This is a genomic window from Duganella sp. 3397 (genome assembly GCF_031456625.1).
Lineage (GTDB): Bacteria > Pseudomonadota > Gammaproteobacteria > Burkholderiales > Burkholderiaceae_D > Rugamonas > Rugamonas phyllosphaerae.
This window is the reverse complement of the sequence record NZ_JAVDVB010000001.1, coordinates 145760-158726: the sequence shown is the minus strand read 5'-3', so window position 1 is coordinate 158726 and position 12967 is coordinate 145760. Positions and strand designations below refer to the sequence as shown.

Here is a 12967-nt window from a genome sequence, read left to right as displayed (position 1 = left end):
GGATAGTTATGCAACGCAAATCTCTGGATGTCTGGGTCGGCCTGTTTATCGTCATCGGCGTGGCCGCACTGATGTTTCTGGTGTTAAAAGCAAGTAATACCGGCTCTTTGTCCTTCGGTAAAACCTACGCGATTACCGCCAAGTTCGACAACATCGGCAGCCTGCGTCCGCAAGCGGCCGTCAAGGCGTCGGGCGTGGTCATCGGCCGCGTGGGCGACATCAGTTTCGACGACAAGACGTACCAGGCGCTGGTGACCTTGAACATGGATGAAGGCTATAACTTCCCGAAAGACAGCTCGGCGAAGATTCTGACGGCAGGCCTGTTGGGTGAGCAATATGTAGGCATCGAAGCTGGCGGCGACGAGAAAAACCTGGTTGCCGGAGACAAAATCGCAAGGACCCAATCGGCTGCCGTGCTGGAAGACCTGATCAATCAGTTCATCTACAGCAAGGCTGCCGACGGTAAAAAGGAATAATCAATGAAGACCAATAAAACCTCGCTGCGCACCGCCGCGCTGGTGCTGGGTACCGCGATGATGCTGGCTGGCTGCGCCGGTCCCAACCCGCGCGACCCGTACGAAAGCTATAACCGCGCCATGTTCACCTTCAACGACAAGGTCGATACCTATGCGTTGAAACCGGTGGCCACCGTCTACCGCGACGTTACGCCGTCGTTCGTGCAAACCGGCGTGGGCAACTTCTTCGGCAACATCTCCGATGCCTGGAGCGGCGTCAACAACCTGCTGCAAGGCAAGGGCGGCGACGGCATGACCGATATCACCCGCTTCGCGCTGAACTCCACGCTCGGTATCCTGGGCCTGTTCGACATCGCCACCCCGGCAGGCCTGGAGAAGCACAAGGAAGACTTCGGCCAGACCCTGGGCGTGTGGGGCCTGGAATCGGGCCCTTACCTGGTGTTGCCGATCCTGGGACCGTCCACCGTGCGTGACACCGTGGCGCTGCCGGCCGACTTCGCTGGCAATATCTGGCGCTACAAGGATCCGACCAATGTGCGCAACATCGGCACCGGCATCAACCTGATCGACACCCGCGCCAGCCTGCTCGACGCCGGTTCGCTGTTCGAAGACGCTGCGCTCGACCGCTACGTGTTCCTGCGCGACGGCTACCTGCAACGCCGCGAAAGCCAGGTCTTCCCTGACGGCAATCCGCGCAAGAAAAAGCAGAACGACGATCCTTACGGTGAAGACGACGGCGCCAAGCCAGCTGCCGATCCGCAAGCTGTGCCGGCTACGCCAGTGACGCCAGCGCCTGCTGCCGAGCCGGCGCCGGCCGCCGCGCCCACGACGCCGCCGCAAGCTGATGCAGCACCTGTCGCACCTGTTGCACCCGCGACCACCGCTGAAACCGCCGCCGTTGCCCCTGCCACCGCAGTCGCAACTGTTGCTCCAGTGGAAACTTCGCCAACCGTGTCAGCGGAATCCGCCCCCAACGCGTTAAACTCCGGTACACCGGCTGCGAACTGAGCCAGCCGGTGACCCGAAGAACTCACCAAAGGTAGATAAACGATGAACCTGATTAAAAAACTGTTAGCAGTCGCCGCTGTGGCAACGATGGGCTTTACCGCGACCGCGCAAGCGGCCGAGGCGCCTGACGCGCTGGTCAAGCGCATCAGCGAAGACGTGATCAACACTGCCAAGGCCGACAAGGACATCCAGTCCGGCAACCAGCAAAAAATCATGGCCCTGGTCGAAACCAAGATCCTGCCGTACGTCGATTCGAACCGCATGACCGCGCTGGCGGCCGGCCGCTTCTGGCGCCAGGCCACCCCTGAGCAACAGAAAGCGCTGTCGGAACAGTTCCGCACGCTGCTGGTGTACACGTACTCGGGCGCGCTGTCGCAGATCAAGAACGAAACCATCACCTTCAAGCCGATGCGCGCCGATGCGGCCGACACCGACGTCGAAGTGCGTTCGCAAGTGAACATGACCCGTGGCGATCCGGTCCTGCTGAACTACCGCGTGGCCAAGGCTGGCGACAGCTGGAAAATCTATGACATCAACGTCATGGGCGCCTGGCTGGTTGAAACCTACAAAGGTACGTTCACGTCCGAGATCAACAAGGGTGGCATCGATGGCCTGATCAAGACCCTGGCCGACAAGAACAAGTCGCTGGCCAGCAAGCCCCTCAAAGCCAATCCCGCCACGCCAGCTAAGTAAGTAACCAAGTACACGCCATGACCGCCGAATCGACCGACAACCTGCAATCGCTCACGTCCCTGACCGTGCTCAACGCCACTGCGGCGCAAGAGCGCGGCCTGGCCGCCATCAAGGCTGGCCAGCAGGCGTTTGATTTGAGCAACGTTACCTCGGTCGATTCGGTGGCCGTGTCGGTGCTGCTGTCCTGGCAGCGCGCCGCGCGCGAAGCCGGGGTGCAGCTGATGTTGCACAACCTGCCTGCGTCGCTGAAAAACCTGACCAAGCTCTATGGGGTATGCGGCCTGGTGTTCCCCGGTCAGGAAGAAGAACAAGATTGCACCTCCGTCGCCCCGGCCGTCGCGCCTGCCGACCAGCACCACCATCATTGACCCCCGCTCCGCCCCGTCGTACCCCTGTGTTGCCCTTGTAATACCGCCGGTCCGGTTCGACCGACTCAGATTTCCCCTATAATTGAACGTTGCCGCAGCCACAGTGCTGTGGCGCCCTGTACCACCGCCGCGCGCCGTTTTGGCCCGTGGCGGGCACTCAGCGCCGGCCCTGCCGCCGCACAACGTAAAGTCTAGAATGTCAGCGATCCAAATAACGAATGTCGAAAAGCGCTACAAGTCGCTCCAGGCGCTGGGCGGCGTGTCGCTCACCATCGAGGAGGGCGAGTTTTTCGGCCTGCTGGGCCCCAACGGCGCCGGCAAGACCACCCTGATTTCCATCATCGCCGGCCTGATCCGGCCCGATGCCGGCACGGTCACCATCCACGGCCACGACGTCACCGGCGACTTCCGCGAGGCGCGCCGCAAGCTCGGCGTGGTGCCGCAGGAACTGGTGTTCGACCCGTTCTTCACCGTGCGCGAAACGCTGCGCCTGCAGTCGGGCTACTTCGGTCTGCCCAATAACGACCCCTGGATCGACGAGGTGATGCACAACCTCGACCTGACCAACAAGGCCGACACCAATATGCGCGCGCTGTCGGGCGGCATGAAGCGCCGCGTGCTGGTGGCGCAGGCGCTGGTGCACAAGCCGCCCGTGATCGTGCTCGACGAACCGACCGCCGGCGTGGACGTGGAACTGCGCCAGACGCTGTGGAAGTTCATCTCGCGCCTGAACCGCGAAGGCCACACCGTGGTCCTCACCACCCACTACCTGGAAGAAGCGCAGGCCATGTGCAAGCGCGTGGCCATGCTCAAGAGCGGCAAGATCGTCGCGCTCGACTCGATGGCCGCGCTGATCCGCCGCATTTCCGGTTCGCAGCTGATCGTCAACATGACGGCCGGCGACCTGCCGGACGAGCTGCGCCACCTGGTCACGCACGCAGAGACTTCCGACCATGGCCGCAAGTACAGCCTGCGCATCAACGAGTATGCGGAAGTGGAAGGTATCCTGGCGCGCTTGCGCGAGTCGGGCGCCGTGATCGACGAGATGCAGCTGCAACAGGCCGACCTCGAAGACATATTCCTGCAAATCATGGACAAGGGCACGTTATGAATTTTATCTCGAGCGGCTTCCGCACCCTGGTCTACAAAGAGACGCTGCGCTTCTGGAAGGTCGCCACCCAAACCGTGGCAGCACCGATCCTGACCGCCATGCTGTACCTGCTGATCTTCGGCCACGTATTGGAGGGCCGGGTGCAGGTGTACGAAGGCGTGAGCTACACGTCGTTCCTGATTCCCGGCCTGGTGATGATGAGCGTGCTGCAAAACGCCTTTGCCAATTCGTCGTCGTCGCTGATCCAGTCGAAAATCACCGGCAACCTGGTGTTCGTGCTGCTCACGCCCCTGTCGCACTGGGAGATCTTCTCGGCGTACGTGATTGCGGCCATGGTGCGCGGCCTGGCCGTGGGCCTGGGCGTGTTTGCGGTGACCGCGTGGTTTGCCCACATGAGCTTTTCGGCGCCGCTGTGGATTGCCGCCTTTGCGCTGCTGGGCGCCGCCATCCTCGGCACCATGGGCCTGATCGCCGGCATCTGGGCCGAAAAATTCGACCAGCTGGCCGCGTTCCAGAACTTTTTGATCATGCCGCTGACGTTCCTGTCGGGCGTGTTCTACTCGATTAATTCGCTGCCGCCGTTCTGGTTCACTGTGTCGCACCTGAACCCGTTCTTCTACATGATCGACGGCTTCCGCTACGGTTTCTTCGGCCAGTCCGACACCAACCCCTGGGCCAGCCTGGCCATTGTTTCGGGCTTCCTGGTGGTGCTGTCGCTGGCGGCGCTGCGCATGCTGCGCAGCAGCTACTGGCAGCGGCACTGAGCGCAACACTATGCGTCAAATACAGATAACAGATTTAACACAGGACCCCATCATGGCTACCACTCCAGAACTGATCCACGGCTATATCTCGGCCGGCCTCGAATGCACGCACCTCGAAGTGGACGGCGACGGCCAGCACTTCCAGGCCATCATCGTCTCGCCGGCGTTTGCCGGCAAGCGACCGATCCAGCGTCACCAGCTGGTGTACGCCGCGCTGGGCGACCGCATGCGCGAAGAAATCCACGCGCTGTCGATGAAAACCCTCACTCCCGAAGAATACCAAGGCTAAGCATGGACAAGCTCCTCATTCAAGGCGGTAATCGCCTGCACGGCGACATCACGATTTCCGGCGCCAAGAACGCCGCGCTGCCGATTTTGTGCGCCGGCCTGCTGACGTCCGGCGACGTCGAGTTGTCCAACGTGCCGCACCTGCACGACGTGGCCACGATCCTGAAACTGCTGGGCCAGACCGGCTTGAAGGTCAGCCAGGACAACGACAAGGTCACCCTCAACGGCAGCGCCATCGACAAGCTCGAAGCGCCGTATGAACTGGTGAAAACCATGCGCGCGTCGATCCTGGTGCTGGGTCCCCTGCTGGCGCGCTTCGGCCAGGCCAAGGTGTCGCTGCCGGGTGGCTGCGCCATCGGTTCGCGTCCGGTCGATCAGCACATCAAGGGCCTGCAGGCGATGGGCGCCGAGATCACCATCGAGGCCGGCTACATCTACGCCAAGTGCGCCAAACTCAAGGGCGCGCGCATCGTCACCGACATGATCACCGTCACCGGCACCGAGAACCTCTTGATGGCAGCGACGCTGGCCGACGGCGAGACCGTGCTGGAAAACGCCGCCTGCGAGCCGGAAGTGACGGATCTCGCCAACCTGCTGGTGGCCATGGGCGCCAAGATCGAAGGTATCGGCAGCAACCGCCTGGTGATCCAGGGCGTGGCCGAGCTGCATGGCGCCAAGCACGCGGTGATCTCCGACCGCATCGAAGCGGCGACCTTCCTGTGCGCGGTCGCTGCCACCGGCGGCGATATCTCGATCCGCAACACGCGCGTGGACATCATGGACGCCGCGCTCGACAAGCTGCGCGAAATGGGCCTGCAGCTGACCATCGGCGACACCTGGATCCGTGCGCGCATGGACCAGCGCCCGCACCCGGTCACGTTCCGCACCACCGAATATCCGGGCTTTCCCACCGACATGCAGGCGCAGTTCATGGCGGTCAACACGGTGGCCGATGGCGCCAGCCGTGTGACCGAAACCATTTTCGAAAACCGCTTCATGCACGTGCAGGAGATGAACCGCCTGGGCGCGGCCATCGAGACCGACGGCAACACCGCCTTCATCAAGGGCGTCGAGCAGTTGGTTGGCGCGCCGGTGATGGCGACCGACTTGCGTGCGTCCGCATCGCTGGTGATCGCCGCCATGGCCGCCCGAGGCGAGACGCTGATCGACCGCATCTATCACCTCGATCGTGGTTACGACCAGATGGAAGTGAAACTGTCGGCGGTGGGTGCCAATATTCGGCGCATCAAGTAAGGCGCTATGCAGCCACTGTCGTCATTGACACCCGTGCACCAAGCACCGTCACTCCCGCGAAAGCGGGAGTTCATGCTGAGCATCCGAAGTATGGATTCCCGCTTTAGCGGGAATGACGGATCGGATGATAACTAATTCTGGAAGTACCATGAGTGCATTTCAAGACAACCAGCAACTGATCCTCGCCCTGTCCAAGGGCCGCATTTTCGACGACACCCTGCCACTGCTGGAAGCGGCCGGCATTACCGTCACCGAAAATCCGGAAACCTCGCGCAAGCTGATTTTGGCCACCAACGACCCCGGCGTGCGCGTGCTGATCGTGCGCGCCACCGACGTGCCGACCTATGTGCAGCACGGTGCGGCGGACTTCGGCGTGGCCGGCAAGGATGTGCTGCTCGAGCATGGCGGCGAAGGCCTGTACCAGCCGATCGACCTCAATATCGCCGCCTGCCGCATGTCGGTGGCGGTGAAAAACGGTTTCGACTACGAGACCGCCGTGCGCCAGGGCGCGCGCCTGCGCGTGGCCACCAAGTTCGTGCAGACCGCGCGCGAGCACTTCGCCAAGAAGGGCGTGCACGTCGATCTGATCAAGCTGTATGGTTCGATGGAACTGGCGCCGCTGGTCGGCCTGTCCGACGCCATCGTGGACGTGGTCAGCACCGGCAACACGCTGCGCGCCAACGACCTGGTGGAAGTGGAAGCGATCATGGATATCTCGTCGCGCCTGATCGTCAACCAGGCGGCGTTAAAGCTCAAGCGACAGCGTTTGCAGCCGATCCTCGAAGCGTTCGAGCGCGCGGCCAAAAAATAACAATCTGGAAGCCATCATGTCGATTCAAATTACCAAGCTCGATTCCACCCAAGCCGATTTCAAAAAGTCCCTGGACACCTTGCTGGCATTTGAAGCAGGCACCGATGAGGCGATCGAGCGCGCCGTCGCCGGCATCCTGGCCGACGTCAAGGCGCGCGGCGACGCCGCCGTGCTCGAATACACCAACCGCTTCGACCGCATTCCCAACGGCGGCGCCGCCAGCATGGCCGCCTTCGACATCGGCCAGGACGAACTGCAGGCAGCGCTGGGGTCGATCCCTGCCGCCCAGCGCGACGCCCTGAACGTGGCTGCGCAGCGCATCCGCGTGTTCCACGAACGGCAAAAGCAGGAACTCAACGGCTTTACCTACACCGAGCCTGACGGCACCGTCCTCGGCCAGAAAGTCACGCCACTGGACCGCGTGGGCATCTACGTTCCGGGCGGCAAGGCGGCGTACCCGTCGTCGGTGCTGATGAACGCCATTCCCGCCCACGTCGCGGGCGTGCAGGAAATCATCATGGTCGTGCCCACGCCGGACGGCGTGAAGAACCAGATGGTGCTCGCTGCCGCCGCCATTGCCGGCGTGACGCGCGTGATCACCATCGGCGGCGCGCAGGCGGTGGCTGCCCTGGCGCACGGCACCGAGACGATACAGCCGGTCGACAAGATCGTCGGTCCTGGCAACGCGTATGTCGCTGCCGCCAAGCGTCGCGTGTTCGGCATCGTCGGCATCGACATGATTGCCGGTCCGTCGGAAATCCTGGTGATCTGCGACGGCACCACCGACCCGGACTGGGTGGCGATGGACCTGTTCTCGCAGGCCGAGCACGACGAACTGGCGCAGGCGATCATGCTGTGCCCGGACGCCGACTACATCGCCCGGGTGGCAGCGAGCATCGAAAAACTGCTGCCGACCATGCCGCGCCAGGACACGATTCGCACCTCGCTCACCGACCGTGGTGCGCTGGTCAAGGTGCGCGACATGGAGGAAGCGTGCGCGATCGCCAACAGCATCGCGGCCGAGCACCTGGAAATCTCGGCCGAAGACCCGCAGCAGTGGGCCGATAAAATCCGCCACGCGGGCGCCATGTTCCTGGGCCGCTTCTCGTCGGAGTCGCTGGGCGACTACTGCTGCGGCCCGAACCACGTGCTGCCCACGTCGCGCACTGCGCGCTTCTCGTCGCCGCTGGGCGTGTACGACTTCCAGAAGCGCTCGTCGATCATCCACGTGAGCGAAGCGGGCGCCCAGACCCTGGGCAAGATCGCGGCCGAACTGGCCTATGGCGAAGGCTTGCAGGCGCACGCCCGCAGCGCCGAATTGAGGTTGAAAGCCCAATGACCGACCAGTGGCTCAACCAGGTCTTCTGCGAGGATGCTCTGTCCGGGCTGGCGCGCATCCCCGACGGTTCCATCGACCTGATTCTGACCGACCCGCCGTACAACCTGGGCAAGGATTACGGCAATGCCTCCGACCAGCAGACGGTCGACGACTACCTGCGCTGGACCGAGCAGTGGATCGACGCCGCGCTGCCCAAGCTCAAGCCCAACGGCAGCCTGTACATCTTTTTGACGTGGCGCTTCTCGCCCGAGATCTTCGTGCTGCTGAAAAAGCGCATGACGATGATGAACGAGATTATCTGGGACCGCCGCGTGCCGTCGATGGGCGGCAGCGTGCGCAGCTTTTCGTCGGTGCACGACACCATCGGCTTTTTCGTGCGCCGCAAGGACTATTATTTCGACCTCGACGCCGTGCGCATCGCGTACGACGCCGAAACGAAAAAGGCGCGTTCGCGCTCGATCTTCATCGGCGCCAAGTGGCTCGAAGTGGGCTACAACCCCAAGGATTTGTGGAGTGTGTCGCGCCTGCACCGCGAGCATCCCGAGCGCGCCGACCACCCGACCCAGAAGCCGCTGGAAATCATCGAGCGCATGGTCAAGGCTTCGTGCCCGCCCGACGGCGTGGTGCTCGACCTGTTCATGGGCAGCGGCACGACCGCAATCGCCGCCAAGCGCTGCGGGCGCAGCTTCGTCGGCTTCGAACTCAATCCCGATTACTGCGCCATCATCGATGAACGCCTGGCGGCGCTGGACTTGCCGCCGGTGGTGAAAAAAAAGCCGGCGCCGAGGAAACCCGCCGCCAAGGCCGCACCCAAAGCACCACCCAAAGCCACACCCAAAAAAATCGCCGCCGCCAAACCCAAGCCGGCCGCCAAACGACTTTCAACCGCAGTCTAGACAGGAGCCCCATCCAGATGTCCGCCATCGACACCCTCGTAGCCAATACCATCCGCCCGGACGTGGCAGCCATGCATGGCTACCACGTGGCCGACGCGAGTGGCTTCATCAAGCTCGATGCGATGGAAAACCCGTACCACCTGCCCGAGCACCTGTTGCAGGAACTGGGCGCGCGCCTGGCTGCCGCCACCCTGAACCGCTACCCGGTGGCTTCCTACGCCACGACCAGGCAAAAGGTGCGCGACACGCTGGGCGTACCGGCCGGCTACGACGTCATGCTCGGTAACGGTTCCGATGAACTGATCGCTATCCTGTGCATGGCCTGCGCGCAGCAGGAGCGCCGCGCGGTGGTGCTGTCGCCTACGCCGTCGTTCGTGATGTACGCACGCTCGGCGCAGTACGCGGGTATGGACTACGTGGGCGTGCCGGTGAAAGCCGACCTCACGCTCGACCTGCCGGCCATGCTGGCGGCCATCGAACAGCACAAGCCGGCGCTGGTGTTCCTGTCGTACCCGAACAACCCCACCGGCAACCTGTTTGCCGAGAGCGACATCGTCGCCATCATCAAGGCGCTCGACGGTTTTGGCCTGGCCGTGGTCGATGAGGCGTACGAGCCGTTTGCCCAGCAGACCTTCATGGACCGCCTGCCGCAGTTCGACAACCTGGTCGTGATGCGCACCGTATCGAAGCTGGGACTGGCCGGCATTCGGCTCGGCTACATGTCGGCGGCCCCCAAGCTGCTCGCGCAGTTCGACAAAGTGCGGCCTCCTTACAACATCAACGTATTGACGCAGACGGCGGCCGAATTCGCGCTCGACCACGTGGAGGTGCTGAACCAGCAAGCGACCGCGTTGCGCGCCGCACGCGCCGATCTGATGGCTGCATTGGCAAAATTTCCCGGCGTGGAGGTTTTCCCGTCGGCGGCGAATTTTATCTTGATCCGGGTGCCCAATGCCGACGATGCCAACGTGAAACTACTGTCTCACAAGGTATTAATTAAAAATGTGAGTAAAATGCATACTGTGCTGACCAATTGTTTGCGCATCACGGTCAGTACCCCGGCAGAAAACGCCACCTTCCTCGATGCCTTCGCCGCATCGCTGGCAGCCTGAGTAACCTCGCGAGCCCCCTCATGAACCGCACCGCAGAAATCACCCGCAATACCAACGAGACGCAAGTCCGCGTCTCCATCAACCTCGACGGCACCGGCCAGCAAAAGCTCAATACCGGCGTGCCCTTCCTCGACCACATGCTCGACCAGATCGCCCGCCATGGCCTGTTCGACCTGGAAGTGGAAGCGACCGGCGACATCCACATCGACAACCACCACACGGTGGAAGACGTGGGCATCACGCTGGGCATGGCCGTGGCCAAGGCCATTGGCGACCGCAAGGGCATCGTCCGCTACGGCCACTCGTACGTGCCGCTCGACGAAGCGCTGTCGCGCGTGGTACTGGACTTCTCGGGCCGGCCAGGCATCGAGTACCACATCCCGTTTACGCGCGCCATGATCGGCACCTTCGACGTCGACCTGACGCTGGAATTTTTCCGCGGCTTTGTCAACCATGCGCTGGTCACCCTGCACATCGACAACCTGCGCGGCACCAACGCCCACCACCAGTGCGAGACCGTGTTCAAGGCTTTCGGCCGCGCGCTGCGCATGGCGTCCGAACTCGATCCACGCGCCGCCGGCACCATCCCGTCGACCAAGGGCACTCTGTAAGAACTATCATGAAAAAAATCGTAGTAGTTGATTACGGCATGGGTAATCTGCGTTCGGTCGCGCAGGCGCTGCGCGCGGTTGCCCCGGACGCCAACGTGCTGATCTCGGGCGCAGTGGCCGATATCCAGAGCGCGGACCGCATCGTGCTGCCCGGCCAGGGCGCCATGCCCGACTGCATGCGCAGCCTGCGCGAGTCCGGTGTGCAGGACGCGTTGCTGGAAGCGGCGCGCAGCAAGCCTTTGATGGGCGTGTGCATCGGCGAGCAGATGCTGTTCGACGGCAGTGAAGAAGGCGACGCCGCCGGCCTGGGCCTGTTGCCCGGCAAGGTCGTGCGCTTCCAGCTCGACGGCCAGTTGCAGCAGGACGGCTCGCGCTTCAAGGTGCCGCAAATGGGCTGGAACCAAGTGCAGCAAAACGCGTCTCATGCTATGTGGGATGGCATTGCGGACAATAGCTATTTTTACTTTGTCCACAGCTACTACGCCCAGCCCGAGCAAAGCGAGCATACCGTGGGCCTGACCACGTATGGCGCGCCGTTCAGCTGCGCGGTCGCCCGTGATAATATTTTTGCCACGCAGTTCCACCCGGAGAAGAGCGCCGCGGCCGGTCTGCAGCTGTACCGTAATTTCGTCCGCTGGAACCCTTAACCCCAACTTCCCTAGACCCCAGACCTATCATGCTGCTCATTCCTGCCATCGACCTCAAAGACGGTCACTGCGTTCGCCTCAAGCAAGGCGATATGGAACTTGCCACCGTTTTCTCGGACAACCCGGCCGACATGGCCCTGCACTGGCTCAAGCAAGGCGCGCGCCGCCTGCACCTGGTGGACCTGAACGGCGCCTTTGCCGGCAAGCCGAAGAATGAAGGCGCGGTCAAGGCCATCCTGAAAGTGGTGCAGGAATTCGCCGAAGAAAACGATATCGACGAAATCCCGGTGCAACTGGGCGGCGGCATCCGCGACCTCGACACCATCGAGCGCTACCTCGACGCCGGCATCACCTACGTCATCATCGGCACCGCTGCGGTCAAAGAGCCGGGCTTCCTGCACGACGCCTGCGGCGCCTTCCCCGGCCACATCATCGTCGGCCTCGACGCCAAGGATGGCAAGGTCGCGACCGACGGCTGGAGCAAGATGAGCGGCCACGAAGTGATCGACCTGGCCAAGAAATTCGAAGCCTATGGCGTCGAATCGATCATCTACACCGACATCGGCCGCGACGGCATGATGGGTGGCGTCAATATCGAAGCCACCGTCAAGCTGGCGCAAGCGGTCAAGATCCCGGTCATCGCTTCGGGCGGCCTGCACAATATCGGCGACGTCGAAGCCCTGTGCGCGGTGCAGGACGAAGGCATCGAAGGCGTGATCTGCGGCCGTTCGATTTACGAAGGCACGATCGACCTGGCCTCGGCGCAACTGCGTGCCGACGAACTCAGCGGCGACCTGCCGGATTACCCGGAAGACTGATTACATGCTTGCCAAACGCATCATTCCCTGCCTGGACGTGACCGATGGCCGCGTGGTCAAGGGCGTCAACTTCACCGAGCTGCGCGACGCCGGCGACCCGGTGGAAATCGCCCGTCGCTACGACGAGCAGGGCGCCGACGAACTGACCTTCCTCGACATCACCGCTACCAGCGACAACCGCGGCCTGATTTTGCACATCATCGAGGCCGTGGCCTCGCAGGTATTCATTCCGCTCACCGTCGGTGGCGGCGTGCGCGAGGTGGCCGATGTACGGCGCCTACTCAACGCCGGCGCGGACAAGGTCAGCATGAACTCGTCGGCCGTGTCGAATCCGCAGCTGGTGTTCGACGCCTCGCAAAAACACGGCTCGCAGTGCATCGTGGTGGCCATCGACGCCAAGCAGGTCGCGCCCGGCAAGTGGGAAGTATTTACCCATGGCGGGCGCAAGGCCACCGGCATCGACGCCATCGAGTGGGCGGTCAAGATGGAAAAACTGGGCGCCGGCGAAATCCTGCTCACCAGCATGGACCGTGACGGCACCAAGTCCGGCTTCGACCTGGGTTTGACGCGCGGCGTGTCCGACGCCATCGGCATTCCCGTGATCGCCTCGGGTGGCGTGGGCGGCCTGCAAGACCTGGCCGACGGCGTCAAGCTGGGCAAGGCCGACGCGGTGCTGGCAGCGAGCATTTTCCACTACGGCCAGCACACGGTGCAGGAAGCCAAGCGCTTCATGGCAGAGCAGGGCATTCCGATGCGCCTCGATTAAGCAAA

The 12967-nt window shown here is 62.8% G+C and carries 16 protein-coding genes; all 16 read left to right on the top strand.

The features are described from left to right. Positions 1-8: 8 nt before the first annotated feature. The gene (gene mlaD, locus J2X54_RS00680) at positions 9-476 is read left to right on the top strand and encodes an outer membrane lipid asymmetry maintenance protein MlaD (protein ID WP_070249889.1); all 468 of its coding nucleotides are present in this window, start codon (positions 9-11) and stop codon (positions 474-476) included. Positions 477-479: 3 nt separating this feature from the next. Continuing rightward, positions 480-1484 carry a VacJ family lipoprotein gene (locus tag J2X54_RS00675; protein WP_070249887.1) on the top strand — a complete coding sequence of 335 codons (1005 nt, stop codon included), beginning with the start codon at positions 480-482 and terminating at the stop codon, positions 1482-1484. A gap of 42 nt (positions 1485-1526) precedes the next feature. Further along, positions 1527-2177: a phospholipid-binding protein MlaC gene (locus tag J2X54_RS00670; RefSeq protein ID WP_070249885.1), complete on the top strand. Its 651-nt coding sequence runs from the start codon at positions 1527-1529 to the stop codon at positions 2175-2177. Positions 2178-2194: 17 nt separating this feature from the next. Continuing rightward, positions 2195-2545: an STAS domain-containing protein gene (locus tag J2X54_RS00665; protein ID WP_310176631.1), complete on the top strand. Its 351-nt coding sequence runs from the start codon at positions 2195-2197 to the stop codon at positions 2543-2545. 196 nt (positions 2546-2741) lie between these two features. After that, positions 2742-3656, top strand: a complete 915-nt coding sequence (locus J2X54_RS00660) for an ABC transporter ATP-binding protein (RefSeq protein WP_070249881.1) — start codon at positions 2742-2744, stop codon at positions 3654-3656. Beyond that, positions 3653-4420 (top strand): ABC transporter permease, encoded by a 768-nt coding sequence (locus tag J2X54_RS00655; RefSeq protein WP_070249879.1) that lies wholly within the window; start codon positions 3653-3655, stop codon positions 4418-4420. The genes J2X54_RS00660 and J2X54_RS00655 overlap by 4 nt, the downstream gene beginning before the upstream one ends. Before the next feature lie 52 nt (positions 4421-4472). Next, positions 4473-4709: a BolA family protein gene (locus tag J2X54_RS00650; RefSeq protein WP_019924129.1), complete on the top strand. Its 237-nt coding sequence runs from the start codon at positions 4473-4475 to the stop codon at positions 4707-4709. Between the two features lie 2 nt (positions 4710-4711). Further along, positions 4712-5962, top strand: coding sequence for a UDP-N-acetylglucosamine 1-carboxyvinyltransferase (gene murA / locus J2X54_RS00645; protein WP_310176623.1), 1251 nt, complete (start codon positions 4712-4714; stop codon positions 5960-5962). A gap of 148 nt (positions 5963-6110) precedes the next feature. Further along, entirely contained in the window at positions 6111-6773 is a 663-nt protein-coding gene (gene hisG / locus J2X54_RS00640) for an ATP phosphoribosyltransferase (RefSeq protein ID WP_070249875.1), read from the top strand. 16 nt (positions 6774-6789) lie between these two features. Continuing rightward, on the top strand, positions 6790-8112 hold the full coding sequence (gene hisD / locus J2X54_RS00635; RefSeq protein ID WP_310176620.1) for a histidinol dehydrogenase: 1323 nt from the start codon (positions 6790-6792) through the stop codon (positions 8110-8112). Then, complete coding sequence (locus J2X54_RS00630; protein ID WP_310176618.1) at positions 8109-9008, top strand: site-specific DNA-methyltransferase; 900 nt, start codon at positions 8109-8111, stop codon at positions 9006-9008. Before hisD ends, J2X54_RS00630 begins: the two co-directional genes overlap by 4 nt. 17 nt (positions 9009-9025) lie before the next feature. Next, complete coding sequence (hisC, locus tag J2X54_RS00625) at positions 9026-10120, top strand: histidinol-phosphate transaminase (protein ID WP_310176615.1); 1095 nt, start codon at positions 9026-9028, stop codon at positions 10118-10120. A 20-nt stretch (positions 10121-10140) separates the two neighbouring features. Further along, a complete protein-coding gene (gene hisB, locus J2X54_RS00620) occupies positions 10141-10731 on the top strand; it encodes an imidazoleglycerol-phosphate dehydratase HisB (RefSeq protein WP_019924123.1) in 591 nt (196 codons plus the stop codon). A gap of 8 nt (positions 10732-10739) precedes the next feature. Next, positions 10740-11378 (top strand): imidazole glycerol phosphate synthase subunit HisH, encoded by a 639-nt coding sequence (hisH, locus tag J2X54_RS00615; RefSeq protein WP_310176612.1) that lies wholly within the window; start codon positions 10740-10742, stop codon positions 11376-11378. Between the two features lie 29 nt (positions 11379-11407). After that, entirely contained in the window at positions 11408-12196 is a 789-nt protein-coding gene (gene hisA / locus J2X54_RS00610; RefSeq protein ID WP_310176609.1) for a 1-(5-phosphoribosyl)-5-[(5-phosphoribosylamino)methylideneamino]imidazole-4-carboxamide isomerase, read from the top strand. Between the two features lie 4 nt (positions 12197-12200). Continuing rightward, positions 12201-12962 (top strand): imidazole glycerol phosphate synthase subunit HisF, encoded by a 762-nt coding sequence (gene hisF / locus J2X54_RS00605; RefSeq protein ID WP_310176607.1) that lies wholly within the window; start codon positions 12201-12203, stop codon positions 12960-12962. Positions 12963-12967 lie beyond the last annotated feature (5 nt).

Coding starts and splice junctions, on each gene's coding strand:
- mlaD (WP_070249889.1), top strand. CDS start 9: ATGCAACGCAAATCTCTGGATGTCTGGGTCGGCCTGTTTATCGTCATC.
- hisA (WP_310176609.1), top strand. CDS start 11,408: ATGCTGCTCATTCCTGCCATCGACCTCAAAGACGGTCACTGCGTTCGC.
- J2X54_RS00665 (WP_310176631.1), top strand. CDS start 2,195: ATGACCGCCGAATCGACCGACAACCTGCAATCGCTCACGTCCCTGACC.
- J2X54_RS00650 (WP_019924129.1), top strand. CDS start 4,473: ATGGCTACCACTCCAGAACTGATCCACGGCTATATCTCGGCCGGCCTC.
- hisB (WP_019924123.1), top strand. CDS start 10,141: ATGAACCGCACCGCAGAAATCACCCGCAATACCAACGAGACGCAAGTC.
- hisC (WP_310176615.1), top strand. CDS start 9,026: ATGTCCGCCATCGACACCCTCGTAGCCAATACCATCCGCCCGGACGTG.
- murA (WP_310176623.1), top strand. CDS start 4,712: ATGGACAAGCTCCTCATTCAAGGCGGTAATCGCCTGCACGGCGACATC.
- hisG (WP_070249875.1), top strand. CDS start 6,111: ATGAGTGCATTTCAAGACAACCAGCAACTGATCCTCGCCCTGTCCAAG.
- J2X54_RS00655 (WP_070249879.1), top strand. CDS start 3,653: ATGAATTTTATCTCGAGCGGCTTCCGCACCCTGGTCTACAAAGAGACG.
- hisH (WP_310176612.1), top strand. CDS start 10,740: ATGAAAAAAATCGTAGTAGTTGATTACGGCATGGGTAATCTGCGTTCG.
- J2X54_RS00630 (WP_310176618.1), top strand. CDS start 8,109: ATGACCGACCAGTGGCTCAACCAGGTCTTCTGCGAGGATGCTCTGTCC.
- J2X54_RS00660 (WP_070249881.1), top strand. CDS start 2,742: ATGTCAGCGATCCAAATAACGAATGTCGAAAAGCGCTACAAGTCGCTC.
- hisF (WP_310176607.1), top strand. CDS start 12,201: ATGCTTGCCAAACGCATCATTCCCTGCCTGGACGTGACCGATGGCCGC.
- J2X54_RS00670 (WP_070249885.1), top strand. CDS start 1,527: ATGAACCTGATTAAAAAACTGTTAGCAGTCGCCGCTGTGGCAACGATG.
- hisD (WP_310176620.1), top strand. CDS start 6,790: ATGTCGATTCAAATTACCAAGCTCGATTCCACCCAAGCCGATTTCAAA.
- J2X54_RS00675 (WP_070249887.1), top strand. CDS start 480: ATGAAGACCAATAAAACCTCGCTGCGCACCGCCGCGCTGGTGCTGGGT.